The sequence below is a fragment of the Shewanella sp. M16 genome (assembly GCF_018224605.1).
Classification (GTDB): Bacteria; Pseudomonadota; Gammaproteobacteria; order Enterobacterales; family Shewanellaceae; genus Shewanella; species Shewanella oncorhynchi.
This window is the reverse complement of sequence record NZ_JAGTUL010000030.1, coordinates 1-23,868: the sequence shown is the minus strand read 5'-3', so window position 1 is coordinate 23,868 and position 23,868 is coordinate 1. Positions and strand designations below refer to the sequence as shown.

Annotated in this window: 23 protein-coding genes and 1 pseudogene; 13 read left to right on the top strand and 11 right to left on the bottom strand. The window is 45.4% G+C overall.

Annotated elements, in window-relative coordinates:
* Nucleotides 1–24: 24 nt before the first annotated feature.
* A complete protein-coding gene (leuA, locus tag KFE26_RS17635) occupies nt 25–1,593 on the bottom strand; it encodes a 2-isopropylmalate synthase (RefSeq protein WP_113941087.1) in 1,569 nt (522 codons plus the stop codon).
* 509 nt (nt 1,594–2,102) lie between these two features.
* On the opposite strand from leuA, the gene KFE26_RS17630 reads away from it, so the two are divergent.
* Nucleotides 2,103–3,884, top strand: a complete 1,782-nt coding sequence (locus KFE26_RS17630) for a diguanylate cyclase domain-containing protein (protein WP_212601183.1) — start codon at nt 2,103–2,105, stop codon at nt 3,882–3,884.
* Here KFE26_RS17630 and recQ read toward each other — a convergent pair.
* Nucleotides 3,866–5,689 carry a DNA helicase RecQ gene (gene recQ / locus KFE26_RS17625; protein ID WP_212601182.1) on the bottom strand — a complete coding sequence of 608 codons (1,824 nt, stop codon included), beginning with the start codon at nt 5,687–5,689 and terminating at the stop codon, nt 3,866–3,868. The two genes, KFE26_RS17630 and recQ, sit on opposite strands and share 19 nt — an antisense overlap.
* 329 nt (nt 5,690–6,018) lie before the next feature.
* Between recQ and KFE26_RS17620 the strand changes: the two genes are divergently transcribed.
* Together KFE26_RS17620 and rarD are read left to right on the top strand one after the other, a co-directional pair.
* A complete protein-coding gene (locus KFE26_RS17620) occupies nt 6,019–6,483 on the top strand; it encodes a thioesterase family protein (RefSeq protein ID WP_212601181.1) in 465 nt (154 codons plus the stop codon).
* 205 nt (nt 6,484–6,688) lie between these two features.
* Nucleotides 6,689–7,573: an EamA family transporter RarD gene (gene rarD / locus KFE26_RS17615; protein ID WP_198572571.1), complete on the top strand. Its 885-nt coding sequence runs from the start codon at nt 6,689–6,691 to the stop codon at nt 7,571–7,573.
* A gap of 49 nt (nt 7,574–7,622) precedes the next feature.
* Here rarD and KFE26_RS17610 read toward each other — a convergent pair whose 3' ends face one another.
* The 5 genes from KFE26_RS17610 to radC form a co-directional block, all read right to left on the bottom strand.
* Complete coding sequence (locus KFE26_RS17610; RefSeq protein ID WP_212601180.1) at nt 7,623–8,141, bottom strand: PH domain-containing protein; 519 nt, start codon at nt 8,139–8,141, stop codon at nt 7,623–7,625.
* 119 nt (nt 8,142–8,260) lie between these two features.
* Nucleotides 8,261–9,580, bottom strand: coding sequence for an amino-acid N-acetyltransferase (gene argA, locus KFE26_RS17605; protein WP_105251176.1), 1,320 nt, complete (start codon nt 9,578–9,580; stop codon nt 8,261–8,263).
* 323 nt (nt 9,581–9,903) lie between these two features.
* Nucleotides 9,904–10,077, bottom strand: coding sequence for a 50S ribosomal protein L33 (gene rpmG / locus KFE26_RS17600; RefSeq protein WP_006079871.1), 174 nt, complete (start codon nt 10,075–10,077; stop codon nt 9,904–9,906).
* A 6-nt stretch (nt 10,078–10,083) separates the two neighbouring features.
* On the bottom strand, nt 10,084–10,320 hold the full coding sequence (gene rpmB / locus KFE26_RS17595) for a 50S ribosomal protein L28 (RefSeq protein WP_006079870.1): 237 nt from the start codon (nt 10,318–10,320) through the stop codon (nt 10,084–10,086).
* A gap of 121 nt (nt 10,321–10,441) precedes the next feature.
* Nucleotides 10,442–11,119 (bottom strand): RadC family protein, encoded by a 678-nt coding sequence (gene radC, locus KFE26_RS17590; RefSeq protein WP_113941095.1) that lies wholly within the window; start codon nt 11,117–11,119, stop codon nt 10,442–10,444.
* Nucleotides 11,120–11,241: 122 nt separating this feature from the next.
* Here radC and coaBC point away from each other — a divergent pair, with 122 nt between their 5' ends.
* The 5 genes from coaBC to folE all read left to right on the top strand — a co-directional run bounded on the left by coaBC (nt 11,242) and on the right by folE (nt 16,590).
* The gene (coaBC, locus tag KFE26_RS17585) at nt 11,242–12,462 is read left to right on the top strand and encodes a bifunctional phosphopantothenoylcysteine decarboxylase/phosphopantothenate--cysteine ligase CoaBC (protein ID WP_212601190.1); all 1,221 of its coding nucleotides are present in this window, start codon (nt 11,242–11,244) and stop codon (nt 12,460–12,462) included.
* The gene (gene dut / locus KFE26_RS17580; protein ID WP_105251173.1) at nt 12,459–12,917 is read left to right on the top strand and encodes a dUTP diphosphatase; all 459 of its coding nucleotides are present in this window, start codon (nt 12,459–12,461) and stop codon (nt 12,915–12,917) included. The genes coaBC and dut overlap by 4 nt, the downstream gene beginning before the upstream one ends.
* A gap of 34 nt (nt 12,918–12,951) precedes the next feature.
* Nucleotides 12,952–13,545 carry a nucleoid occlusion factor SlmA gene (gene slmA, locus KFE26_RS17575; protein WP_113941097.1) on the top strand — a complete coding sequence of 198 codons (594 nt, stop codon included), beginning with the start codon at nt 12,952–12,954 and terminating at the stop codon, nt 13,543–13,545.
* Between the two features lie 135 nt (nt 13,546–13,680).
* The gene (locus KFE26_RS17570; protein WP_212601179.1) at nt 13,681–15,669 is read left to right on the top strand and encodes a S9 family peptidase; all 1,989 of its coding nucleotides are present in this window, start codon (nt 13,681–13,683) and stop codon (nt 15,667–15,669) included.
* Nucleotides 15,670–15,939: 270 nt separating this feature from the next.
* Nucleotides 15,940–16,590 carry a GTP cyclohydrolase I FolE gene (gene folE, locus KFE26_RS17565; RefSeq protein WP_006079864.1) on the top strand — a complete coding sequence of 217 codons (651 nt, stop codon included), beginning with the start codon at nt 15,940–15,942 and terminating at the stop codon, nt 16,588–16,590.
* Nucleotides 16,591–16,816: 226 nt separating this feature from the next.
* On the opposite strand, the gene pyrE is transcribed toward folE, so the two are convergent.
* On the bottom strand, nt 16,817–17,458 hold the full coding sequence (gene pyrE / locus KFE26_RS17560) for an orotate phosphoribosyltransferase (RefSeq protein WP_006079863.1): 642 nt from the start codon (nt 17,456–17,458) through the stop codon (nt 16,817–16,819).
* Nucleotides 17,459–17,634: 176 nt separating this feature from the next.
* A complete protein-coding gene (gene rph / locus KFE26_RS17555; RefSeq protein WP_006079862.1) occupies nt 17,635–18,348 on the bottom strand; it encodes a ribonuclease PH in 714 nt (237 codons plus the stop codon).
* Between the two features lie 211 nt (nt 18,349–18,559).
* Here rph and KFE26_RS17550 point away from each other — a divergent pair, with 211 nt between their 5' ends.
* The gene (locus KFE26_RS17550) at nt 18,560–19,423 is read left to right on the top strand and encodes a YicC/YloC family endoribonuclease (RefSeq protein ID WP_212601178.1); all 864 of its coding nucleotides are present in this window, start codon (nt 18,560–18,562) and stop codon (nt 19,421–19,423) included.
* Nucleotides 19,424–19,571: 148 nt separating this feature from the next.
* On the opposite strand, the gene yjjG is transcribed toward KFE26_RS17550, so the two are convergent.
* Nucleotides 19,572–20,252, bottom strand: coding sequence for a pyrimidine 5'-nucleotidase (gene yjjG, locus KFE26_RS17545; protein WP_131523988.1), 681 nt, complete (start codon nt 20,250–20,252; stop codon nt 19,572–19,574).
* Nucleotides 20,253–20,554: 302 nt separating this feature from the next.
* Here yjjG and KFE26_RS17540 point away from each other — a divergent pair, with 302 nt between their 5' ends.
* From KFE26_RS17540 to KFE26_RS17525, 4 genes and pseudogenes are all read left to right on the top strand, one after another.
* Entirely contained in the window at nt 20,555–21,451 is an 897-nt protein-coding gene (locus KFE26_RS17540) for a LysR family transcriptional regulator (RefSeq protein WP_212601177.1), read from the top strand.
* Between the two features lie 293 nt (nt 21,452–21,744).
* A complete protein-coding gene (locus tag KFE26_RS17535) occupies nt 21,745–22,011 on the top strand; it encodes a helix-turn-helix domain-containing protein (RefSeq protein WP_168826547.1) in 267 nt (88 codons plus the stop codon).
* A 66-nt stretch (nt 22,012–22,077) separates the two neighbouring features.
* Nucleotides 22,078–22,209, top strand: a pseudogene (locus KFE26_RS24060) (LysR family transcriptional regulator); the annotation flags it as partial.
* Nucleotides 22,210–22,373: 164 nt separating this feature from the next.
* Nucleotides 22,374–22,730, top strand: coding sequence for a hypothetical protein (locus KFE26_RS17525; protein ID WP_249195809.1), 357 nt, complete (start codon nt 22,374–22,376; stop codon nt 22,728–22,730).
* A 453-nt stretch (nt 22,731–23,183) separates the two neighbouring features.
* Here KFE26_RS17525 and KFE26_RS17520 read toward each other — a convergent pair.
* A partial coding sequence (locus KFE26_RS17520; protein ID WP_212601174.1) for an MAE_28990/MAE_18760 family HEPN-like nuclease occupies nt 23,184–23,868 on the bottom strand: 685 nt, incomplete at its 5' end.

Here is a 23,868-nt window from a genome sequence, read left to right as displayed (position 1 = left end):
CTATTCTTTGGATGCTTTTAGCGACTAGACGCCGCCTAGCTCTCGATTTTTTTGCATGCTTTGTTTGTAATCGGCAACCTTGTCTGCGCGGCACGTTAAGTTCATCACATGCACTAAAGCGCGTGCCGAGGCTTCAACCACATCGGTTGCCAAACCTACGCCGTGAAAGTTTTGCTCGTGGTAAACCGCGGTAATATCCACTTGGCCTAAGGCATTTTGACCTACGCCTTTAGCGCCTAGCTTGTAGCTGATGATATCAATTCGACGATCGGTTGCGCGAGCAATCGCGTTATAGGCAGCATCAACAGGACCATTACCCGTTGCGGCTTCGGTTTTAATTTCGCCGCCCACTTCGATACGCACAGTCGCCGTAGCAACGCCTTCAGTTGAGTCAGACTGCACCACTAATTGCTGCAATTGATAGTGATTGTCTTCTTCGGCCTGCGCCTCCATAAAGGCTAAGGCTTCTAAATCATAATCAAATACTTGGCCTTTTTTATCTGCCAATTTTAGAAACTCTTCATACAGAGTATCCATATTGTAATCGTGCTCGCTATAGCCCATTTCTTCCATGCGGTGCTTGATCACATGGCGACCCGAGCGCGAGGTCATATTCAAGTTGTTGCGATTCAAACCTATGCTTTCTGGCGTCATGATTTCATAGGTATTTTGTGCTTTTAACATGCCATCCTGATGGATGCCCGACGAATGGGTAAAGGCATTGGCACCGACAATAGCCTTGTTCGCCTGCACTGGCATATTGCATAACTGGCTGACTAAATTAGAAGTACGGTGAATTTCTTTGGCATTAATGCCCGTTTCTAATCCCAACATCCCCTTACGCGTCGCTAAAATCATCGCGATCTCTTCCAGTGAACAGTTACCCGCACGCTCACCTATGCCATTGATCGTACATTCAATTTGACGCGCACCGTGTTGCACTGCAGTTATCGAGTTAGCCACAGACAAACCTAAGTCATCGTGGCAATGCACTGAGATCACCGCTTGGTCGATATTCGGCACCCGATTAAACAAAGTTTGAATGATATTGCCAAACTCGCTGGGCACTGTGTAACCGACCGTATCGGGAATATTAATGGTGCGCGCGCCCGCACGAATGGCCGCTTCTACCATACGGCATAGATTATCGATGGGCGTACGCCCCGCATCCTCACAGGAAAATTCCACATCGTCGGTAAAACGGCGGGCATACTTCACCGCGCCTACGGCCATCTCTAACACTTGATCGAAAGAACGCTTCAACTTGCTCTCAACGTGAATCGTCGAGGTCGAGATAAAGGTATGGATACGGAATTGATCTGCAACAGACAAGGCCTGCGCCGCAGCATCTATGTCCTTTTCCAATGCGCGGGATAAGGCACAAACGCGGCTATTTTTGATGGTACGCGCTATGGTCTGCACTGACTCAAAATCACCGGGCGAAGAAACCGGAAAACCCACTTCCATCACATCCACACCCAGACGTTCCAGCGCCATAGCGATCTGTAGTTTTTCTTTGACCGACAAACTTGCGGCTAATGCCTGCTCACCATCACGCAAGGTAGTATCAAATATTATGACTCTGTTAGACATCTCGCTTCTCCATGGAACGTCACCGTTCGTTAGTTAATTTTTGCCGTATTCAGATACAAAAAACCCCGCAACATCGGTGCGGGGTTTGTGAATGCTTTGCCTCTTTATCGAGCGTGCAACACTAAGACCTCCGCGTATAAACCGCGAGAGAGAGAAGGAGGAGGTCGAGTTTGCGGCTAATAATATTCATTTAATCTGTATATTTATTCTGTTTAAATTATTGAGGACGGTTAATATTTAACTTGCCTAGCCGATAGTGTCAACCCTAATTTTTTCATGTTCCACTCATTCAACCTGTCTTAAGGCTAATAACGGTGAGTTTCATCCCCAAATTAGTGATCGATTCCACAGAATTAACCAGCTGTTTGGATTCAGAAATCACTGGGATGTGTTAACTTATTCCCCTTAGAAAAAAATAGTTTTTTATGCAAAAAACGATTAAGAAAAGTTATAATCCCGCCTTAGTGATTAGGGATATTAGAACTTACGCATTTTATATGGAGCACAAAATGGATTTTCGCGTCTTGGTACTGAGCCTGTTGTTATGGCTGTTTCCCTTTGGGGCCAGTGCTATAGACCAATTAGATGAACTCACTGAACTCGTCTACCAATATCCCAGTAAAGCACTCACTCAAATAACAGCGTTAGAAAAACAATTTGCGACCAGTGCAAGCTCAGATATCAATCGACTCAGATTAAGTGTATTGAAATGCCAAAACCTACTACAAATAGGGGAAAATGAAGCCGCTATCAACGTCGCTCAATTAGGCGAAGCAAACGCTAAACAACTTAAGCTAGATCAAGTACGACCTTACTTTTTGATCTGCCAAGCCGACGCCAACCTTAGCTATAACAATATTCAAAATGCCCTACCTTTGCTTGATTCAGCCATTAACCTAGCGCGACGTTACCAGCAACCACAAGCCTTAGTCGATGCTTTACGCTTACGTGGCCAACTCGATACTGACACTGATAACTTCTCCTCTGCTATCGAAGATTTACGCCTCGCGATTGATATTTATCCGGATATTCATGCTCAAACCCAAAATTGGATTTGGCCACCACAGGCCTATGTGTATGCCGCGATGGGAAATTTACTTTATGCCACCCATGATTTCCCCCAAGCCATGTATTACACCAACTTAGGTATACAAAGTGCCGATGCAAAAGGGAAAGTTTTACACTTTATTTTACGCAATGCAGCTCGGATAGCGCTTGATAATCAAGAGTTTGATTACAGTGATAAACTCGAACAACAAGCTAAAGCGCTTTTACCTGAGCTAGGTTCGCCACTTGAACTCGCCTACAGTTATGCCATTTTGGCCTCAATCGCGCTCGATAAAGGCCGCATCGATAATGCCGAAGAGTATCTTTCTATCGCGATTAATACGTTTAAAAAACAAAATCAACAATTAGCGACAATGCGTTCAACTCGCCTACTCGCCCAAATTCGTTTTGCTCAGCATCAAGAAGATGCCGCTTTAATCCTCATGAATCACGCTATTGAGCAAGCTGAAAACCTAAAGCAATACTCAGATCTCAAAGGATTCTACGGGATCATGAGCGATCACTACTTAGAAAAAGGGGATTTTAAACAAGCCTATTCTTTCTTGCTCAAACGTTATCGAGCGGCCGAGCTCACCAATCAAGCGATGAATAATGCTCGGATATTGCAGTTTAAGGCCCGTCTAAATCAACAAGATCTGCAGCAGGAGCCAAATAGCACTGCACCAGAAAAAGATTCAATCTTACAAGAGCTAAATGTCGATTGGGCCTATAGCACACTGTTCTTAATCGCGATGGCATTATTGGGCGGAGCTATTTGGTATTTGATTGATAAACAGAATAATCGTGCCCCACATATTGAAGGTAATGAACCTGCGGAAACGCTGCTCCAACAAGTCACATCAGCATTAAACAGTGCCAAACAAGGTAATTACCCACTGTCTTTATTATTGTTTAATGCGAGTCAGATCCGTCAAGTTGACCTACCTCTCTTACAGGATGAGCTACAACACAGACTACGGGAGCAAGATAAGTTAATCCGATATTCGATGGATGAAATTGTCATTATCCTGCCGCATACCTCGGCAACTGGTGCTAAAAGAGTCGTTAGTCAGTTAGTTGCTTGCATTCAGCCTTGGCAGGGTTCAAGTAAGGTCAATATTGGTATAGCGGCGATGCAACAGTTTGATACCTTAGAGTCTTTAATTAAGCGAGCCAGCATAAATCAATTGGGCAAGGTTAAAGTCAATGAGAATAATCCAAACTATTATTCTCCCGCTAAATAAGCCGCGATTTCATCGAGAAAAGCGTCACCGAAACGGCTCAGTTTACGCTCGCCCACTCCGTTGACTGCGAGCATTTCCCCCGCGCTCGTTGGCATCATGGCTGCCATTTCTGCGAGGGTTGCGTCGTTAAAGACTAAATACGGCGGCACATCCTGCTGCTCGGCAATGGTTCTACGCAATAACTTCAACCGTGCGAACAACTTACGGTCATAATTCAACGGTACTTTAGACTGACTCGCCTTACGTTTTGTGGTTGTTAACTGAATACGCGGTTCGGCGAGCATTAACGCCACTTCCCCTTTGAGCACAGGCCGTGCCGATGGGTTTAAGGTAATAGATGAGCCGCGGGTCACATCTTGACTCGCCAGTCCCAGATGAATGAGTTGGCGGATCACACTCAACCAATATTCATGGCTCTTGTCTTTACCAATCCCCCAAGTCGTGAGTTTGTCATGCCCTCGATCGACTATCGGTGCGCCTTTCGAACCACGCAACACTTCAATTAAATGATTGATACCAAAACGCTGGCCTAAACGGAAAATACATGACAGCACCTTCTGCGCATCTTCGGTGCCGTTATAACGCTTAGGTGGATCGAGGCAAATGTCGCAGTTACCACAGGGCTCTAATGCACTCTCATCAAAGTAATGCAGCAACACTTGGCGGCGACAGGTCTGCGCCTCAGCAAAGGCAGCCATAGTATTAAGTTTGTGGAATTCGACCTGTTGCTGCGGTCCAGGTTCAGACTGTTCAATCAAATGTCGCACCCGACCAATATCGGCGGGATCGAACAACATAAAAGCTTCTGCATCGAGCCCATCACGTCCTGCTCGGCCCGTTTCCTGATAATAGGCTTCGATACTTTTCGGGATATCGTAATGCACTACAAAGCGCACATTCGACTTATTAATCCCCATACCAAAAGCCACAGTGGCAACCACAATATCAATTTGATCTTTAAGGAAACTATCCTGTACTGCACCACGGTCTTCCTGCGTCATTCCCGCATGATAGGCCTTGGCATTAAAACCTTGCAGGCATAAACGGTCAGCCACTTCATCGACACGACGGCGACTGCTGCAATAAATAATGCCGTTAGTGCCATTCTGCTGCGTTAAAAAATGTCGTAACTGATTAGCTGCATTAAGCTTTTCGGCGACTGTATAGCGAATATTGGGCCTGTCGAAACTAGAGAGTAAACGGAACGGGTCAATCCCGAGTCGCTCGCAAATACTCTGCCGCGTCGCCTGATCTGCTGTTGCGGTCAGCGCCATCATGGGCACAAAGGGGAAGAGTTGCTTTAACTGGCCGAGCGCCGCATATTCAGGGCGAAAATCATGACCCCACTGACTGATACAATGCGCCTCATCGATGGCAAACATCGCCAGCTGGAGAGACTGCATACGCTCAATAAAATCAGCGGTTAATAAGCGCTCAGGTGACACATAAAGTAACTTTAACTCACCGTGGCGTAGCTGCCTTAATACTTCGGCACTCTGCTCGCGCGGCAAAGAAGAATTCAGATAAGCCGCAGCAACACCGGTTTGCAATAAGCTATCAACTTGGTCTTTCATCAAAGAAATCAATGGGGAGACGACAATAGTGATGCCATTCATCATCAAAGCGGGTAACTGATAACACAGACTCTTACCGCCGCCCGTCGGCATAATCACTAAGCAATCTTGCCCGCCGCAGACACGTTCTATCACCTCCCGCTGACCGTCCCTAAAGTCACGGTAACCAAACACCTGTGCGAGGCGTTGCGAGAGCGGATCATCATGCGTGTCGAGTACGAGCTTTTCCATGGATCTTCTATGTCAAAAGTGAGGGGGCCTATTCTATACCCAAACTAGTTCAAAATGCAGGATTCAACGGTAATTTAAAGCGTTTTAGACGAGGCAATTCACCACGATTGCAGCTATTTTAACCCTAGTGGGCTAAGCCAAAAATAACGAACGCGGGGTAAAATACTTTAAAAACTGCCGAAACGGTGTCGTCATTTTAGCGACGGAGTTGCATTAGCCGTAAGCTTCACTGTAGATTAATTGCTCTAAGCCGCACTTTGTTTATCTCAGTGTTGATAACAAATCCAATTACGCCTAATACCGTCACTCAGTGACAAGGATGAGAAACCATGACAAGCCCAATCCAAGCCGAGATATTAAGCCGAGTGGCAGAAGTCTTTGATCAACATGTCCCTTTTCATAATCTGCTCGGGCTCGATATTAAACACTACGATGTCGACGGTGTCGAAGTGGTCATCAATATGAAACCAGAACTTATTGGCAATATCCATCAACAGATCCTCCACGGCGGTGTCACAGCTACAGTACTGGATGTGGTCGGCGGACTTACCGCCTTTGCAGGACTGGTCGCAAGCCGTGAAGATTGGACGATTGAAGAATTACAACAACGCCTCCAAACTTTAGGGACGATTGATATGCGCGTCGATTATCTGCGGCCGGGACGCGGCCTCACCTTTACGGGCACGGGCAGCGTCATTCGTGCGGGTAATCGAGTATCAGTATGCCGTATGGAACTACATAATGAGCAAGGCACGCATATCGCTTTTGGAACAGGGACTTATATGGTGGGTTAGGCGGTTAAATTTAGATGTGTATTACTGCCTTAGGGCTCAAAACTGACTAAGGTAAACGTCTTGATCAACAGGATGTTTACTGACTTTAATCGCCCATTCAATTTTTTGTGGAGATATTCTGTAACGAAAAGAACGCGGCGAATCCCTTGAGTCAGCGGTCAGACACACCTACAATCGCCACCTTGTTGTTCTTCGAAGATGTCTCATGCCAAATCTTGAATACCGCAAAGGGATCCTACTTGCCGTCAGTGCTTACTGTATGTGGGGTTTTGCGCCTTTATATTTCAAATTACTCAACCATGTTTCCGCCACCGAAATTTTGCTCCATCGAGTGATTTGGTCATTCGTGTTTATGCTGATCATTATGCAGTTTATCGGCGGTTTTTCTCGCTTACGCTTACTGTTTAAACAGCCTAAACAGTTGATGGTTCTCACCATTACTTCCATATTGATCGCGGGAAACTGGCTACTATTTATCTGGGCGGTAAATAACGATCACATGCTCGATGCCAGCCTAGGTTACTTCATCAATCCTTTACTCAACGTCTTACTCGGTATGTTATTTCTAGGCGAAAGATTGCGTAAACTGCAATGGTTTGCGGTTTCACTCGCCAGCGCTGGCGTATTGATCCAGTTAATCTCTTTTGGCTCAATTCCCATCGTCTCACTGGCACTCGCGGGTACCTTTGGTTTCTATGCGCTGCTGCGAAAAAAGGTCAATGTGGATGCTAAGGCCGGCTTATTGGTCGAAACCGCAGTGTTATTACCGGTAGCGCTGATTTATCTCGTCGCAACCTTAGACACAGCCACGGCGAGCATGCTAACTAACGATTGGCAATTGAATCTGATGTTAATGGCGGCAGGGATAGTGACTACCATTCCTTTGCTGTGTTTTGCAGGGGCAGCGGTACGTATTCCATTGTCTATGCTCGGCTTTTTCCAATATATTGGTCCGAGTATTATGTTCATCCTCGCGGTGAGTCTGTTCAATGAGCCCTTCGATGCCGAAAAAGGCGTGACCTTCGGCTTTATCTGGAGCGCGCTGCTCGTCTTTACCTTAGATATGGCCTATAAACGCAAAACGGCGTGAGCATTATCACGCCGATAAACACAGTGGCAGAAGTGATGACATATGATGATTACTTCTGTAACTGTGCTAAAAACTCACTCCCTTGCGGTACTGTTAGTAATAAACTGTAGCCTTTAGTCGTTGGCACTAACACTAACTGCGATTTATCTGTTATCGCCAAAAATGCCCTGCCTTTCCCCTGCAACTTAAACCAGCCTAATTGAAACCCTGGCATGCCTATGCCGTTCGTTTTAAAGCTCGGCGTTAAATCTGCCTCTTGCTGCAAATCGACTATGCGCGCCTCGGCGGGCAATAAATCCACGCGGGATAACTGCACTTTATAGAAGGGAACATCCACTGTGAGCTCTGTATCGGTTAACACTAATTCGGCGCTATTCGATTGATAGAAGACCCAAGAAAATCCGCCCATCATCACCAGCAATATACCTACACTCGCCGATTTCGCTATCTTAGGCATATTTTTTAGCCATAACATCAGCAAGATACCCGCTAAACCGAGCAATAAGACGATAAAGCTAAAGATAGAGGTTTGGGTTAAAGGGGCGAGTTCAAAAAATTGAGGACTCATTGGCAGTATCTCCCGTGCAGTGAAGTCTTAATCTGCCAATAAAGACATATTATGTCAATAAAAATGCCAGCGCTAATATGAGTACTAGGCTGGCATTGATTGGATTAATTTAGAACGGCTTAAAGATCGAGCGCAAGAATTTTTGAGCGGCGTTGATAGTTATACAACTGCTTCTTCTTCTGTGGCAGTGCTTCAACATCTTCAATCACAAAACCATGCTCTAAGAACCAGTGAATGCTCCGAGTTGTCAATGCAAACAAGCGTGAATAACCACGGTTTCTAGCCTGATTGATAATGTTCTTCAGCAGTAAGCTCCCTCTGTCGGCATCGCGATAATCGGGATGCACCACCAAACAAGCAAACTCACCCGCATTGTCCTCTTCAAAAGGATAGAGCGCAGCGCAACCAATCACTAAACCATCGCGTTCAATCAACATGAACTGTTCGATTTCGATCTCGAGCTGCTCACGGCTACGACGCACCAGAATGCCTTGTTCCTCCAATGGACGAATAAGGTTCAACACACCGCCAATATCGGCGATCGACGCACAGCGTAAACGCTCAGCACTCTCAGTGACGATTTGTGTACCAATCCCTTCACGGGAAAACAGCTCTTGTAGTAAAGCACCATCTTCAAGGTAGCTAACTAAATGACAACGTGGCACACCATTGCGGCAAGCATCGATACTGGCTTTGAGAAACGCCATAGTACCAACACAAGCAGAACCTTGCTCGGCCAGCTTGTTCATGATGTTTTGCGCATCATTTGGCATCAACTCGGCAATCACATCGCCATTTCGATCGAGAATACCGTTCTGTGAGCTAAAGCCGATCATCTTGTCTGCTTTGAGCTTAATCGCCACTTGAGTCGCGATTTCCTCGGCGGTGAGATTAAAACTTTCACCAGTAACCGAAGCAGCAATCGGCCCCATCAATACGATGCAGTGATTATCTAGCTGACGTTTTAAGCCTTGCACATCAATACGACGCACTTTGCCACTCAGGCAAAAGTCCACACCATTATCCACACCCAGTGGTTGAGCAATCACAAAGTTGCCGCTCACTAAGTTAATTTGCGCACCTTGCATCGGCGTATTACTTAAACTCATGGATAAACGCGCTGTGATATCAAATTGCAGTGCACCCGCAACTTGCTTAATCACTTTGAGCGAATCTTCATCCGTGATACGCACACCGTCGTGGTAGGCAGGCGCAATACCGTTGGCGGCTAATGCAGCATCAATCTGCGGCCTAGCGCCATATACCAACACCACTTTGATCCCTAAACTGTGCAGCAGGGCGACATCATTTAAGATGGCGCGGAATTGATTTTGAGCCAAAGCTTCACCGCCAAGCATGACCACAAAAGTTTTACCTCTGTGAGCATTAACATAGGGGGCAGAATGACGAAATCCATCAACCAGTTCAGTGGTACGCACGCGTTATTTACACCTCATTTTTGAGCTGGCAGCGTCACTATGACACACCAGGAATGAATCGCTAACTTTCGCGTATGGTATTGCATTTTAATTCACATATAAAGAATTTATTCTCACTAAAGTACAGGTTTAATGATTTAAAGTGCTTAGAACCGCACTATTTTATATTTTCAGCAAGTGTTCACACTTTTTTAACTTCACAAGGGATGATTCAGCGGCTTAAGTTTGCGAGGCAATTATCTCAACTTGATGACTAGCCACTAAAAAAAGTGCAAAAAAAAGCCCCTTAAATAAGGGGCTTTTCTCGAAACACTAACCAAGGATTACTTGATTTTGGCTTCTTTGTAGATAACGTGCTGACGAATAACTGGATCAAATTTTTTGATTTCCATTTTTTCAGGCATGTTACGCTTGTTTTTTTCAGTTGTGTAGAAGTGACCAGTCTTAGCTGTAGAAACTAATTTGATCTTCTCACGATTACCTTTAGCTTTAGCCATGATCTATTATACCTTCTCGCCACGGGCACGAAGTTCAGCAACAACAACTTCGATACCTTTTTTGTCGATCAGACGGATACCTTTAGTAGATACACGTAACTGTACGAAACGCTTTTCTTCTTCTAACCAAAAACGGTGGTTTTGTAGGTTAGGTAAAAAACGACGACGGGTCGCGTTTTTTGCATGCGAACGGTTGTTACCAACCATCGGCTTCTTGCCAGTAACTTGGCATACTCTTGACATGTCAATCTTCTCCAAAAACAATTTTAACGCTCGAGCATTAATGTGCCTCGTATGGCCGTCGCCCGAGGCACAAAGAGGGCGCATTTTATACACGATCACAGAGTGAAGATCAAGTGTTAGATTAATTAATCCAGCCTCGTTCTGCAAAAGAAACTATCTCTCGATCACCTACAACCATATGGTCCAACAAGGATACGTCTATGGTTGCTAACGCATTTTTTAATCGCTCAGTTATTCGTCGGTCAGCCTGACTGGGCTCGGCAATACCAGACGGATGATTATGACAAACTATAACTGCTGCGGCCTTTTTCTCCAGCACTAAGCTCACCACTTCACGTGGATACACTGAGGCTGAGTCTATTGTGCCGCGGAATAATTCGACAAATTGAATCACTCTATGCTGGCTATCCAGCAGTAAAACTGCGAACACTTCATAGGAGCGATCGGCCAATTGTCGCATTAAATAGTCCCGAGTTAAATCGGGATTTGTCAAAACCTGACCTCTTTGCAGATTTTCCTGCGCTACACGCCGCGCTAATTCGGCCGCAGCTTGAAGCTGGGCGTATTTTACAGGTCCTACGCCCGGAAGTCGACACACCTGATTTCTTGGGGCACAGAGCAGGTTTCTGAGGCCGCCAAACTCGCAAATAAGCGACCTAGCAAGGTCAACCGCGTTTAATCCAGCTAAACCGTTACGCAGCAATACTGCCAGTAATTCAGCATCCGAGAGATGCGCAGCTCCTTTTTGTAACAGTTTATCTCTGGGACCTTCGCCCTCAGGCCAATCTTTAATCCCCATGTGACCTCCCTGTCATCTCACATATTTTCACTTTACTGAGTATGGACGAGATTTTTTGAACTGGGATAGTCACTAAAATTCACCACTTTGTGATATTGTTGCCGGCATTATTTCTATCTCGGATGATGTCTGTGAGTCTGACAAATAAAAACGTCCTGCTGGGCATTGGCGGCGGTATTGCGGCCTATAAAAGTGCTGATTTAGTACGTCGCTTGAAAGAGCGTGGTTTTGATGTGCGCGTGGTGATGAGCCAAAGTGCGATGGAATTTATCACGCCTCTGACGCTGCAAGCGTTGTCTGGACATCCAGTGGCATCTAGCTTGCTCGACCCCGCAGCAGAAGCAGCCATGGGTCATATAGAACTCGCTCGTTGGGCAGATCTCGTCATCATCGCCCCTGCAACCGCAAACCTATTGGCGCGGATTAATGCAGGCATGGCCGATGAGCTAATCACCACCACATGTCTTGCCACTGAGGCGCCAATTGCCCTGTGTCCAGCAATGAATCAGCAGATGTACCGCAATCTGGCTACGCAGGCGAATTTAACTAGCCTAGCATCACGTGGTTTTACACTTTGGGGACCCGCCAGTGGCAGTCAGGCCTGTGGTGAAGTGGGTCCTGGACGCATGCTCGAACCGCTAGAAATTGCCGAGCTAGCCAGTGATTTTTTTGCAACAAAAGAAGTCTCTGCGCTGCCTCTTGCTGGCCAGTCGGTGCTGATTACCGCCGGACCAACCCGTGAAGCAATTGATCCCGTCAGATACATTTCAAATCACAGTTCTGGAAAAATGGGCTTTGCACTCGCCAAAGCCGCGGCAGATATGGGGGCAACAGTCACCTTAGTCTCAGGCCCAGTAAATCTAAGCACCCCAGAAGGCGTGACACGCATTGATGTTGAATCGGCGCAAAATATGCTCGATGCTGTTATGGATAACGTTGATAAAAAAGATATTTTTATTGGCTGCGCCGCCGTTGCAGACTACCGCATTAGCGATATTGCTACCTGTAAGATCAAAAAATCGACCGAAGAAATGCAACTTGCGCTGGTGAGGAATCCTGATATCTTAGCCACGGTTGCGAGCTTACCTAACCGTCCTTTTGTGGTGGGATTTGCCGCCGAAACCCATGATGTAGAAGCCTATGCGCGCGATAAGCTCAAACGTAAAAACTTGAACATGATCGCCGCAAACGACGTTTCCATTGCTGGCCTAGGCTTTAATGCAGATGCTAATGCCCTGCGTGTTTTCTGGCCGCACGGCAGTCAAGATTTGCCTGCTACTGACAAACTCACGTTGGCACGCCAATTACTTTCGTTGATAGTGAAAGAAAAAACAAATACATGAAAACACCGATTGAATTAAAAATTCTCGACTCCCGTATCGGCTCAGAATTTCCCTTGCCCGCTTACGCCACCGCAGGCAGTGCAGGCATGGATCTTCGCGCCATGATAGACACGGCTTTAACCATAGCACCGGGTGAAACTGTGCTCATTCCCACGGGGATTGCCATTCATGTGGCCGACCCAGGACTTGCAGCGGTGATTTTACCGCGCTCAGGCCTGGGCCATAAACACGGTATCGTACTGGGGAATCTAGTCGGACTCATAGATTCAGATTACCAAGGCCCCTTAATGGTATCTTGTTGGAATCGTGGTGACAGTCCATTCACCTTAGAAATGGGCGATCGTCTCGCGCAACTTGTGTTTGTTCCTGTGGTACAAGCACAATTCAAACTCGTTGATGAGTTCGACAGCTCAGACCGTGGTGAAGGCGGATTTGGCCATTCAGGCACTAAATAATCCCCTAAGTCGTTATTGAGCCAAGGATACTGTAATGGCTGTAAGCCCAAAAATTAATCGTCGTGAACACATTCTGCAATGTCTAGCGCAGATGCTAGAAACCAACCCAGGACAAAGGATCACCACAGCGAAACTGGCCTCAGAAGTCGGTGTATCGGAAGCCGCCCTGTATCGCCACTTCCCGAGTAAAGCGCGGATGTTCGAAGGCTTAATCGAATTTATCGAAGAGTCGTTATTGTCGCGCATCAATTTAATCATGGATGACGAAAAAGACACCATGAAGCGCTGCCAGCTGGTACTGCAACTGCTGCTGATCTTTGCCGAGCGTAACCCAGGAATTTCCCGCGTTCTCAACGGTGATGCTCTACTCGGTGAAAATGAACGCCTGCGAAGCCGTATTGGTAACTTATTTGCCAAAATTGAAACCCAGTTAAAGCAAATTTTACGGGAAAAAACCCTGCGAGAAGGTAAAGGCTTCAACTTAGACGAAGCCATATTAGCCAATTTACTGTTAGCCTTTGCCGAAGGCCGCATCGCCCAATTTGTACGAAGTGAATTCAAACTCAAACCGACGACACACTTCGATGAACAGTGGCGTTTTATCCAGCACCAACTTTTACAAAGCTAATGATTTTTCAACATAAAGGACGGTAACTATCGTCCTTTATTTTCGATATTCCTTCCTTGTTTCACTCCATCTTTTGTTTTATCCTCGAAAAACATTTTAAGAACAAAAAACACAATGATTTTACAAGGATGTCAGATGAAACTCTTCCGATTAGCCATGTTGGCGACACTTTGCTTACCAATACTTCCAATATCTACCTTTGCAGCCAATAGCTCCAACGCGAATGCGTTATCGCAAGCACAGTTATTCAGCAAAGGTGATGAGTACTCGGATGTAAAAATATCGCCTACTGGTAAATACTTAAGCGCTATCACAAGTGTCGAAGGTAAAAACGTTCTCTTAGTCTTAGATACCCAAACCAAAAAACTCCTCAATGCGATACGTTTTCCCGATAATGCTCAAGTCGGCGACTATGAATGGGCCAACAGTGAGCGACTGGTATTGGCAAAAGAATACCTAAAAGGCTGGCAAGACACACCTATCTACTACGGTGAATTGATGGCGGTAAATGCCGATGGTTCACGAAAAGCGTATTTATTCGGCTTCGAGAGTGGCGAGCAACAAACAGGTTCAAATATCAAGAAAAACACCCCTATGCGTGCGAGCGCGTTTATCCTCGATCCTCTGCCAGATGATGAACGCTACATGTTAGTCAATGCTATTCCATGGAATGATAGGATCAATCTTGACTTTGAACTATCACAAGATGTCTATCGCGTAGACTTGTTCAATGGCACACGTAAACGCATCACAGGCTCACCTATCGGCAGAGCCCGTTTTATGACAGACCATGATGGAGAGGTTCGCTTCGTTGCAGGTGAAGACAAACAAAACATCACTAAAGTGTTCTACCGCAAAGATGGTAACTGGGTAAATACAGATAAACTAAATCTAGGTCTTGCTGATTTTAAACCACTCTCCTTTGCCGATGATAAAAATACGATTTATGCCGCCGGTCGCTCCCAAGGTGAAACCTTAGGGGTTTACAAAATTAATCTCGAAACGGGCGATAAAACTGAAATCATTCAGGATGAAAACGTTGACCCTAGCAACTTTTGGATTAACGGCACCAATAAACAACTTTACGCCGTCGAGTTTGAAAATGGTTACCCGAGTTATGCCTTTGTCGATAATGAGGATTCGCACGCTAAATTACTAAAAGATCTGCTGGGTGCTCTCCCAGGTCACCAAGTACGAATTGTTAGCGAAACCCGAGATGCAGCAAAACTCGTCGTACTTGCGTTTAACGATCGAAACCCTGGCGATTACTACATATTTGATACGAAAACACTAAAACTTGAATATCTAGCCGCCGCTAAAAAATGGCTCGACCCAGAGCAAATGGCTGATGTTAAACCCATCAGTTTCACCAGCCGTGATGGTAAACAACTCCATGGATATCTAACGCTTCCCTTTGGTAAAGAAACTAAAAACCTACCCTTAGTCGTCAATCCACATGGTGGTCCACACGGTATCCGTGACTGGTGGGGCTTTGACCCACAAAACCAATATCTAGCAAGCCAAGGCATAGCCGTTCTACAGGTCAACTTCCGTGGTTCAGGCGGATATGGCGATCAATTTGAACGCGCTGGCTATCAAAAATGGGGCTCAGATATTCAGCATGACATTATCGACGCAACCCAGTACGTCATTGACCAAGGTTTTGCCGATAAGGAACGCATCTGTATTGTTGGCGGCAGTTTTGGTGGGTACAGCGCCTTGCAGAGCGCTGTGCTTGCGCCAGATATGTTTAAATGCGCCATAGGTGTAGCTGGCGTATATGATCTTGAATTGATGTTTAATGAAGGCGATGTCGCCAACAGCCGTTCTGGTACTAGCTATCTCAAGGATGTGCTTGGCCAAGATAAAGCGGTACTTAAAGCAATGTCTCCTTCTGAAAACGTCGATAAACTCAAAGCAAACATACTATTGGTGCATGGTGGTGAAGATGAGCGAGCGCCAATTGAACAACTCGAATCCCTCGAAAAAGGCCTAAAAGCTCACAATTATCCTTACCAAAAACTGGTGATGGACAATGAAGGCCACGGTTTTTATAACGATGAGCATAGAGCGAAATACTATGAACAAATGCTCAGTTTCCTAAAAACCAATCTGAAACTTTAGAATTGACTCAAACTTGCCGACACTGCTAGGCTAAACTCGATTGGCAGTGGCAGATTTAAAGCCGATATCCGATAAGGACTATCGGCTTTTTCATGTGGCCTATGCGCGTTTTTCGGTATGAATTGTCTGCAATTCGCGCTATCCTCCTCCCCCTATTCTTGCCCTAGCGAGAATAGCAATAATTTGTATCTGATGCTGAACAGCCCAAGTACCACGCGATGATCAGCATAGGTTTTCTGTTATAGCCGCTACGACGTAGTGGAGGATAAGATGGCATTAAGTGAAGCAGCAGTAAAAGTACAAGCCGCGTTATTAGAACGTGGACTTGAAACCCCAATGCTCCCAAGCGTTTACAGCAGTGAAGAACGTAAAGACAAGATTGAACATCATATGAAAGAAATCCTGACATTAATGTCATTGGATCTGTCAGATGATAGCCTTGCCGATACGCCGCGCCGCATTGCTAAAATGTACGTCGATGAAATCTTCTCCGGCTTAGATTATGCGAACTTCCCTAAGATCACGGTTATCGACAATAAGATGGGCTTCGATGAAATGGTGCGAGTGCAAGACATTAGCCTTACCAGCACCTGCGAACATCATTTAGTGACTATCGATGGCACTGCGACCATAGCTTATCTACCACGCAAAAAAATCATTGGTTTATCAAAGATTAACCGTATTGTGCGTTTCTTTGCTCAACGCCCTCAGGTACAAGAGCGTTTGACTCAGCAAGTGTTAGTCGCACTGCAAACCTTGCTCGAAACCAAAGACGTTGCCGTTAAAATGGATGCCGTGCATTACTGCGTAAAATCCCGCGGTGTGATGGACTCCACCAGTTCGACCACTACCACAGCGCTGGGCGGTATTTTCAAATCTAACCCTGCGACCCGCGCCGAATTTTTGCACCAGTCTAAATAAATGTATTGAAACTTAACGCTATTTAAAACGTGTCGAAATCAATAGCAACCAATACAGCTCAATAAAAAAACGCTGCGATTCCTTCTATAGAATCGCAGCGTTTTTTGTTTTCATACCCACTCAATCAACCCCTTCTCAACCTAGCTAAGATCAATGCTGGCTGATTAACTGATTTCACCAAGCCTGCGATAGCCGCTTGATCAATACCAGCCGTCAAACACTAGACTTAAATGCCATATTGCTCGCGATATTGACTCACGGCGGCAAGTTGCACTTCCATTCCAGGCTTTTCAGACAGATAACTGATTAGGTCGGCGAGTTTAATAATTGCTACTATTCCGCAGCCAAAATCACGCTCAACTTCTTGGATGGCCGATAACTCGCCCTTGCCTTTCTCTTGCCTGTCTAAAGCAATCAACACACCCGCTAATTGTGCCTTATGGGCTTCGATGATTTCCATCGACTCACGAATCGCAGTACCCGCAGTGATCACGTCATCGACGAGCATCACGCGGCCTTTCAGCTCGCTACCGACTAAGCTGCCACCTTCACCGTGATCTTTTTTCTCTTTGCGATTAAAGCAGTAAGGAATGTCAATATCGTGATGCTCACACAGGGCAACGGCCGTAGTCGTAGCAATCGGAATACCTTTGTAAGCAGGGCCAAACAGCAAGTCGTAATCAATGCCAGAGTCCACTAACGCAGCGGCATAAAAACGACCTAAACGCGCTAAGTCACGGCCAGTATTGAACAAACCCGCATTGAAGAAATAAGGACTGATACGGCCCGATTTAAGGGTAAATTCGCCAAATCGCAACACCTGACGTTCTAGGGCAAATTCAATAAACTCACGTTGATAAGCTTTCACAATATCTCCTTACGACTTTGTATTTTATTGGTTTTTATTAGGTAATGTTTTATTGGGTAACATTTAATTCGGTACAGGGCTTGTCTAACACTAGCATCTTGCTGCAAATAAAAAGTTGCAGTTAATAAAAAGCCCCGCACTCTATAACATGACGGGGCTTTTTCATCACCACAATATTAGTTCAGTGCGGCTTTCTGCACATCGACGATTTCACGAATGCTGTTCTTCGCCAATGCCAACAGTTCGAGTAATTCTTCGTGGCTGAATGGCTCGCCTTCGGCGGTGCCTTGAATTTCGATGATCTTACCCGTTTCTGTCATCACGACGTTCATGTCAGTTTCAGCGGCGCTGTCTTCGATATATTCTAGATCGCTTATCGCTTCACCCTTGTAAATACCTACGCTGACAGCAGCGATAAGGAATTTCAGCGGGTTAGATTTAATGATGCCTTTACCACGCGCCCAGTTCAACGCATCCACTAAGGCCACACAGGCGCCAGTGATAGAGGCAGTGCGTGTGCCACCGTCAGCTTGGATCACATCACAGTCGATCACGATAGTGTTTTCGCCTAGGGCTTTCATATCCACACAGGCGCGTAGGGCACGACCGATAAGACGTTGAATTTCTTGCGTACGGCCAGATTGCTTACCGCGAGCGGCTTCACGATCCATACGGCTATGGGTCGAACGTGGCAACATGCCGTATTCCGCCGTCACCCAGCCTTGACCCTGACCTTTAAGGAAACGTGGCACACCTTCAGTAAAACTGGCGGTACAAAGCACTTTCGTTTCGCCAAATTCCACTAACACAGAACCTTCGGCATGGGCCGTAAACTGGCGAGTGATAGTGATGGGACGAGTTTGTGCTGGCGTTCTGTTACTTGGACGCATGCGAGATTCCTGTATTCTGAGTCATTGACCGATTTTGGCTGCATATTATAAGGGCTTGAGCCTTAGGATGCCATGCTTAGGGTGATTCTCTGGCAAACTCATCACACTCAAACGCCTAATCCCGGTCGCTATTGGCGGTATGCCTTTAATCCTAAAGCCATTGACTCTATAATCGCCTCTCATTATGACGATTACACCATTAGGACAACCCATGATCCAAAGCATGACAGCCTACGCTCGCATCGAGCACAAAGCACAATGGGGCACTGCCTCCTGGGAAATTCGCTCAGTCAATCAACGTTATCTCGAAACTTACCTACGTTTACCCGAGCAATTCCGCAGCTTCGAACCCGTACTGCGCGACCGCCTTCGTAAACGTTTAAGCCGCGGCAAAGTGGAAGTCAATCTGCGCTACGAATTGGCAGACAACAGCAATAACGAGCTGCAGTTGAATCAAGCGCTAGCAAAACAGCTATTAGGCGCCGCCACTTGGCTCAAGCAAGAAGCGGGACAAGGCGATGTCAATCTGACCGACATCCTGCGCTGGCCGGGCGTGCTAGCAAGCGGTGAACAAGATATGGATGCGATCGGCGCCGATCTGATGACAGCCTTCGACTCAGCCATAGATCAATTCATCGAAGCCCGTGGTCGTGAAGGCGAAGCCATCAAAGACATGCTGCTAAGCCGCTTAGACGGAGTCAGCGAGCAAATCGCCGTCGTACGCGAGCACATGCCAACGGTGATGCTGTATCAACGCGAAAAGCTCACCAACCGCCTTGCGGAAATCAAAGGTGAACTCGACCCAGCCCGCATCGAGCAAGAAATGGTGCTTCTGGCTCAGAAACAAGATGTCGCCGAAGAAATGGACAGACTCGAAGCCCATGTAGCCGAAGCGCGCCGCATCCTCAAAAAAGGCGGCAGCGAAGGTCGCCGTTTAGATTTTATGATGCAAGAATTCAACCGCGAATCGAACACGCTCGCCTCTAAATCCATCAGCACTGACATCACCTCAGCCGCAGTGGAACTTAAAGTGCTAATTGAGCAAATGCGCGAGCAGATCCAAAACGTTGAGTAATGATTTTTAACGCGTTTTAGATACCAAAAAGCCCTTAATATAAGGGCTTTTTGTATTTTATGACACTGAGGGAATATCAGTTAAAGCACTCACTCTCAGCCAAACCTATCGAGTGCGAAGTGCTGAGCTAGGCTCAGTGAACAATCGTTTACGGTAATAAGATTTTTTGCAGCTCTTGGTGCGAGCTCACTTGATAGTGCGGGGCGATACCGGCGGGTACATCGTGGCCGTGGACGTTATACCAACAAGTATGAATACCTGCATTGATACCGCCTTGGATATCTGAATGCGGGTTATCACCGACCATGAGCACAGCATCGCGCTCAGGATGACCCATGAGTTCGAAAGCATGTTCGAAGATGCCCACATCAGGTTTGGCTATGCCGACTTTTTCTGAAATCACTAAAATATCAAAATGATGCTGTAAGCCTGTACGCTCTAATCGCACGGTTTGTAGCTCAGTGAAACCGTTAGTGATGATACCTAATTTGGCTTTGCCTTGGAGCGCGGCTAATAACTCGCGAGCACCGGGTAGCGGCGAACAAATTTCGGCCATTGCTGATAAAAAGGCACTATTGAGCGTCATGGCCGTGACAGATAATTTGGCAGCCCAAGGTTCGAAACGTATGGTTTGCAACTCGGCGGCAGTTATCTTGCCATCTTGATAATCAACCCAAAGTGGTTTGTTAACTAACTGATACTCGTCAAAATCGGCTTGGGTAAAATCGACCCCAAACTCACTAAACATCAATTTAAGCCCTTTTAAGGCATCGAAATAAAATAGGGTTTCATCGGCATCGAACAAAATCCATTGGTAAGGCAAGGACATAGGAACTCTCTTTCTGACAAAATAGCTAAGACCCATCCCATGCCGTTCAGTGGCATCGAGAATGGTACATCGGCGATTGCGGCAATACTGTGGCTAACTGCCTAGCAGTAATCAAGATAAGCGATAAACATGAGCGATGAGCGATGAGCGCGAAAATAACTAGGCTTCACAGTCGACACTCGCAATCAGCAAGTGCATTAGTCTACCTTGCATCAAGGGCAATGATAACCACGATAATAAAAACTGACTGTTGAGGTATCATCAACAATAATGACAGGGGAACGCGATAATCTAAGGACACCATGGAGCACTTTTCAGCACTACCTATCTTTGTCACTGTAGTGGAATGCGGTAGCTTTTCGCTTGCAAGTCAAAAGCTTGGACTGAGTAAATCGGCGGTGAGTAAACGCATTACCCTATTAGAACAAAGTCTGGGTATTCAACTTTTGCACCGTACTACTCGCAGCTTAAGTCTTACCGAAGCGGGCGCCCGCTATTTTGACTATGTTCGTCCTGCCGTTAAACTCGCAGAGGAAGGGTTAGACGCCATTTCTGAGCTACAACAAGCGCCTCAGGGCAATCTTCGCATCGCAGTTCCTATGGTATTTGGCCGCTTGCATATCGCCCCTTTAATCCCCGAGTTTCTGCGCCGTTACCCGAAAATACAGCTGCAAATGCAGATGGATGATAAGACAACCGATTTAATTGCTGGCGGATTCGATCTGGCAATTCGCATCGGCGAGCTACCAGATTCCAGCCTGATTGCCCGTAAAATCGCCCCTTGTTTAAGTGTCATTTGCGCCTCACCCGAGTATCTTGCTCGCCACGCTGCGCCACACACGCCGCAGCAACTCAGCCAACATAACTGTTTGTTCTACTCATATTTTCGTGATGGTGTTGAATGGACCTTCTTAAGCCCGCAGGGCCCCACTCGTATCCAGCCGAACGGTAACTATCAAGTCAACAATAGTGATGCTATCCACCAAGCCACACTCGATGGTTTAGGCATAGCCAACCTGCCCCGTTTCATGGTCGACGCCGACTTACAAGCAGGCCGCCTACAAGCCTTGCTCGCAGACCATCCCCTCCCCGAACATGGCATCTACGCGGTTTATCCACAGCGAAAACATTTGCCGACTAAGGTGAGTGTATTGATTGAATTTTTGATGGAGAAGCTGGCGAATGGCAAGTTAGGGTAAATTTTCACTTGTCAGTAATGAGGAAGGACAACTCTCTTTCACCCCCTATGAAAAATAAACAATAGACCAGAGGCCATCAGACTGACTCTCTCGAGCGGCTGATAGCGAATCATTTGAACAATCAGATTTATGTTTTTAATCAATACTACACTTGCATTTTTAGCCCCTATTTATACGCTATAACGTATATAAACAAATTATACGCTGCAACGTCTTAAACATTAACTATACGCTGTAGCGTGTTAAGTTATGTTTATACTTTAAAGCGTATTGGGAAATAATGGGAATTCAAGATGAAGATCACCACAACCAAACAGCTTAGCGCTTATATACAAGATGTTCGCCAATCACAGGGACTCTCTCAGGCTAAAATTGGTGAGAAAATTGGCTTACGCCAAGGCACTATTTCCAACTTCGAACAGAATCCCGACAGCACTAAACTTGATACATTTTTCAAACTCTTATCAGCCCTCGAACTCGAAATAGAACTCAAACCTCGCAACGCGAGTGACAGTGATACAGGCCCATCTAACAATAAACAATGGGCTCAGGAGTGGTAATGGCAGCACTTGACGTTTATATGAATGGCTTTCTAGTCGGTACTTTCTCTAAAGAAGATACTGGCGCTCACAGACTATCCGCTACCCGAACATGGCATTTATGCCGTGTATCCGCAACGAAAATACCTCCCAACCAAAGTGACAGTATTGATTGAATTTTTGATTGAGTTCTTAGCAAAGAGATTAAGCAATTATTAGATAGGGTTAAGGATAAATACGGCTTTATATAATGGTTATAACGAACATAACCACACAGCCAAAACAGACTAATGAAAACACATTTAAACCAGATAAAACAGTTCGTTAAGCAAATACTTTAACTATACTTAACATCACTTAATGCGATGATTAAAGGCAGAAATATGAGTGCTTACCATCAAACATTTGGCTATGAATTTGATCTTGGCTTCGACCTAAGCTTATACCCATTTCTCATTGATAAAAGCTACCAAAATGACATGTGCCCCAGCTTTTATTTCAAACGAAAAAGCGACTACTTTATTCTTTGGGTAGACTATGCCGACCCCATTTGTCGCGAAGAAGATTATCCCCGCTACACCATCATTTCGGCCGTAAATGACGGCGACAATGTACACCCAGAAATCCGTACCACTTCTCAGCCAACACTACAGCTTGAATTCGAACAGCCCAGTGAACTGATTGATTATCTAGAGCAGATAAAACTGCAACTGAGCGCCAAAGTCGTTTCAATACGATAACCACGATATTAAACCATGCCGATAGTGCAGCGGTAACCCAAAGAACCAAAAAAACTATGCTTGAAACTAATTAGCCGCCAGTAACAGTGCTACGCAACTGGCCCAGCACACAGACACGCCAGCTCTTGATCTTACAAGGAACATCCATTGGGGGCTCCACCGCGCTGTCCCTAGCGCAGAGGGTCTGCTTAGCAAAACTCAGTTGCAGCCTTAGATGCTCTACTAACCCAGAACAGCACATAGAAGGTTTTCATTGTCCGTGCTGTAAACAGAGAGGATTAGACATGAAATTAATCACCTAGTCTACATTATCCCCAGCGACACGCCGTGTCTTTGATAAAAAAATAATGAGCAATTGGCTCGGCTAATACCTTCTGTTTTAGATTACAACTGCGTTAAGCACTGCATTAATAATGCCACCCACTTTCAAGCCAAATAACATAAAGTGGTGGATTAATTATTATTTTTACATAAAAATTCTTTGCCATCCAAATATAAATTAAACATATCTGCTGTTTTATCTAAGTAATCAAAAATATCATTCGATAACTTCTGCAAATCTGGAATTGACAAATCTTTTCCAAATTCTGAAAATGATATGTTACCATGTGCGAGATTATTACGCTTCAACCGAAGATTCTCTAAGTCGGCTTCCTTCCTATGTAAGCTGCCATCATTCAGACTTATACCATACTCCTTAGCAATCTGTTTAAAAATCTTATGATCAACATTACCTGGAATTCCGAATTTCTCTGCAAATAACTTCTTATTCTCCTTATCCTCATCAGTTAAAAACACCAATAACTTACCCTGTAAATCCTTAATAAAATCAGCATAATAAACTTGAAGGGTGGTATTGCCTTTCTCTATTTCTGGCGACTTATATTTAAACCATTTTACACACTTATCTAACCACAGTATTTTTATCGTATCCGACAACTTAGAGTAAGTATACTGTTCATTTATACGTTCAAGGACAGTTAATATTGATTGTTTCAAAAATGCTTCCGTAACATTATATAAAAGTATATATAGGTTAGCTAAAAGCTTTTTTTTTTTATAATCATTAATAATGAACTCAGGTTTAAGCCTTTTTTTTATATAAGATTTATTAATATTCTCTTGTAAATGTTCTTCT

What these genes read in the sequence shown, in the direction of transcription:
- leuA (WP_113941087.1), bottom strand. Translation starts at nt 1,593, where the DNA reads ATGTCTAACAGAGTCATAATATTTGATACTACCTTGCGTGATGGTGAG.
- KFE26_RS17630 (WP_212601183.1), top strand. Translation starts at nt 2,103, where the DNA reads ATGGATTTTCGCGTCTTGGTACTGAGCCTGTTGTTATGGCTGTTTCCC.
- recQ (WP_212601182.1), bottom strand. Translation starts at nt 5,689, where the DNA reads ATGGAAAAGCTCGTACTCGACACGCATGATGATCCGCTCTCGCAACGC.
- KFE26_RS17620 (WP_212601181.1), top strand. Translation starts at nt 6,019, where the DNA reads ATGACAAGCCCAATCCAAGCCGAGATATTAAGCCGAGTGGCAGAAGTC.
- rarD (WP_198572571.1), top strand. Translation starts at nt 6,689, where the DNA reads ATGCCAAATCTTGAATACCGCAAAGGGATCCTACTTGCCGTCAGTGCT.
- KFE26_RS17610 (WP_212601180.1), bottom strand. Translation starts at nt 8,141, where the DNA reads ATGAGTCCTCAATTTTTTGAACTCGCCCCTTTAACCCAAACCTCTATC.
- rpmG (WP_006079871.1), bottom strand. Translation starts at nt 10,077, where the DNA reads ATGGCTAAAGCTAAAGGTAATCGTGAGAAGATCAAATTAGTTTCTACA.
- rpmB (WP_006079870.1), bottom strand. Translation starts at nt 10,320, where the DNA reads ATGTCAAGAGTATGCCAAGTTACTGGCAAGAAGCCGATGGTTGGTAAC.
- radC (WP_113941095.1), bottom strand. Translation starts at nt 11,119, where the DNA reads ATGGGGATTAAAGATTGGCCTGAGGGCGAAGGTCCCAGAGATAAACTG.
- coaBC (WP_212601190.1), top strand. Translation starts at nt 11,242, where the DNA reads ATGATGTCTGTGAGTCTGACAAATAAAAACGTCCTGCTGGGCATTGGC.
- dut (WP_105251173.1), top strand. Translation starts at nt 12,459, where the DNA reads ATGAAAACACCGATTGAATTAAAAATTCTCGACTCCCGTATCGGCTCA.
- slmA (WP_113941097.1), top strand. Translation starts at nt 12,952, where the DNA reads ATGGCTGTAAGCCCAAAAATTAATCGTCGTGAACACATTCTGCAATGT.
- KFE26_RS17570 (WP_212601179.1), top strand. Translation starts at nt 13,681, where the DNA reads ATGAAACTCTTCCGATTAGCCATGTTGGCGACACTTTGCTTACCAATA.
- folE (WP_006079864.1), top strand. Translation starts at nt 15,940, where the DNA reads ATGGCATTAAGTGAAGCAGCAGTAAAAGTACAAGCCGCGTTATTAGAA.
- rph (WP_006079862.1), bottom strand. Translation starts at nt 18,348, where the DNA reads ATGCGTCCAAGTAACAGAACGCCAGCACAAACTCGTCCCATCACTATC.
- KFE26_RS17550 (WP_212601178.1), top strand. Translation starts at nt 18,560, where the DNA reads ATGATCCAAAGCATGACAGCCTACGCTCGCATCGAGCACAAAGCACAA.
- yjjG (WP_131523988.1), bottom strand. Translation starts at nt 20,252, where the DNA reads ATGTCCTTGCCTTACCAATGGATTTTGTTCGATGCCGATGAAACCCTA.
- KFE26_RS17540 (WP_212601177.1), top strand. Translation starts at nt 20,555, where the DNA reads ATGGAGCACTTTTCAGCACTACCTATCTTTGTCACTGTAGTGGAATGC.
- KFE26_RS17535 (WP_168826547.1), top strand. Translation starts at nt 21,745, where the DNA reads ATGAAGATCACCACAACCAAACAGCTTAGCGCTTATATACAAGATGTT.
- KFE26_RS17525 (WP_249195809.1), top strand. Translation starts at nt 22,374, where the DNA reads ATGAGTGCTTACCATCAAACATTTGGCTATGAATTTGATCTTGGCTTC.